Genomic DNA, 1,995 nt, shown 5'->3' with positions numbered 1-1,995 from the left:
TTTTTTTTGGTCCGCGTATGACAGATTTTGTTAGAAACATATTCATTGCTGTACTGACATTATCTGTTGGGCTGCTGGCCAGCTGGATGGATAAGATCGATAACCGCATGTACGCATTCCAGCAGGAATACGTAACACGGGCGCAGATGACCGAGGCGGTTAAAACACTGGAAAACTCGATCCAGACAATGATCAAGGCCGATGAAGGCAACCGCAAGATCCAGCAACAGGTGCTGATGCAGTGGATGACACGCATTGAGAACCAGCAAGCTGTGCTGTCGAGTGATATAAAACTCATCCTAAAGGACAATGATTAATGGGCATTTATAAACCTGAGTTTGACCAGCAGGCATATAAGCTGTGCCTGTTAAATGCCACGAACAAAGAGCTGGCTAACTTCTTTGAAGTCAGTGAGCGCACCATTGAGAAGTGGTGCGGAGACAATGAAACATTCCGCGACGCGATCCGCGCAGGCAAGATGGTGGCTGACTCCAATGTTGCCGCCCGTCTGTATGACCGCGCAACCGGCTCCAAAGTTACTAAGCAAAAAGTGCTGAACAATGGCGACATTGTTGATTACGTCGAAGAAGTGCCACCGGACACGAAAGCGGCTGAGTTTTGGTTGATCAACCGAACCCGCAACAGTGAAAACCCGTGGACCAACAAGCAACAGCTTGAAGTGTCAGACAACGAAGGCAACCCGCTTAAATTTATTCTTGGTGACGTGGCTGAAAGCGCCGAAGACGCCAGCCCCCTACCGAACGGTGATTAGTGAGCAAACCCGCTAACGATGTACAGGTCAGCGAAGCCGACCTGAAAGCCGCTGGCGCAAAACTGAAAGACTGGAAATGGAGGATTAATAACCTCTATTTCATCACCGACAAAAACGGTCGTACTGTCCGGTTCAAGATGAACAAGGCGCAGGAAGATCTGTTCGACAAAATGCACCATCGCAACATCGTGCTCAAGGCCCGACAGCTGGGCATGACCACGTTTGCGATGATCTTCATGTTGGACGCCGCACTGTTCCGGCCAAATACCCGTTGCGCGATCATCTGTCACAGCAAAGACGATGCCGCCCGACTGTTTGATGAAAAGGTTAAGTTCGCTTATCGCCTTCTACCGGAAAGTATCCGCTCCCTGGTCCCTGCGGTTAATGACCGCGCCGGTGAATTGAAATTCTCAAACGGTTCGAGCCTGACAGTCGGTACGTCGTTCCGTGGTGGTACGCTTCGTTACCTGCATATTTCTGAGTTCGGTAAGATCTGCGCCAAGTATCCAGACAAGGCGCGGGAGATTGTAACCGGTGCGTTTGAGGCCGTCGGCAAGGGTGGTGTTGTCACCATCGAATCGACAGCAGAAGGCCGGTCCGGTTACTTCTTTGATTACAGTGTTCAGGCCGAAAAAGACCAGCTGGCAGAGAAGATACTTTCTGCGCTGGATTGGAAATTCTTCTTCTTCCCTTGGTATGACGACCCCCAATACGTCATCGAGGAAGGCGAAGACATTCTTGAGCGTATCAATGATTACTTTGATCAACTGACGTTCAAAACCGGCCAGGCATTCACCGAAGGTCAGCGCCGCTGGTATCAGCTGAAAGAGAAGACGCTGGGCCACGACATGAAGCGTGAGTACCCATCGACCCCAGAAGAAGCTTTTGAGCAGTCGCTGGAAGGCGCTTATTACGAGCGTCAATTTCGCGATCTGTATTCCCGTAAGCAAATCACATCCGTTCCGTATGACCCTGCCACGTCTGTGCATACATTCTGGGATATCGGGGTAAACGATAAGAACGGCATCTGGTTTATGCAGCTGTGTGGGCGCGAATGGCACGCAATCAACTACTACGAAAACAGCGGCGAAGGGCTGGAACACTACGCCGATGTGCTCAACGAGTATCGCGAGAAGTACGGTTACAAATATGGCACCCACGTAGGCCCGCACGACCTTGCGGTGCGTGAATGGGGCGCTGACGGCAAAACCCGCCTTGAGTCA

General features: G+C 51.1%; 2 protein-coding genes and 1 pseudogene. All 3 read left to right on the top strand.

Features of this window, described 5'->3' with window-relative positions:
• On the top strand, positions 1 to 317 hold a 317-nt coding region (locus H511_RS0109240), incomplete at its 5' end, for a hypothetical protein (RefSeq protein ID WP_027252039.1).
• On the top strand, positions 317 to 772 hold the full coding sequence (locus H511_RS23015; RefSeq protein ID WP_036759379.1) for a hypothetical protein: 456 nt from the start codon (positions 317 to 319) through the stop codon (positions 770 to 772). The genes H511_RS0109240 and H511_RS23015, both read left to right, overlap by 1 nt.
• A pseudogene (locus H511_RS0109230) lies at positions 772 to 1,995 on the top strand (hypothetical protein); the annotation flags it as partial. The gene H511_RS23015 and the pseudogene H511_RS0109230, both read left to right, overlap by 1 nt.

Source organism: Photobacterium halotolerans DSM 18316, assembly GCF_000425165.1.
In the GTDB taxonomy this organism is placed as follows: domain Bacteria; phylum Pseudomonadota; class Gammaproteobacteria; order Enterobacterales; family Vibrionaceae; genus Photobacterium; species Photobacterium halotolerans.
The sequence above is the reverse complement of the archived record's forward strand: the minus strand, read 5'-3'. Positions and strand labels throughout refer to the sequence as shown.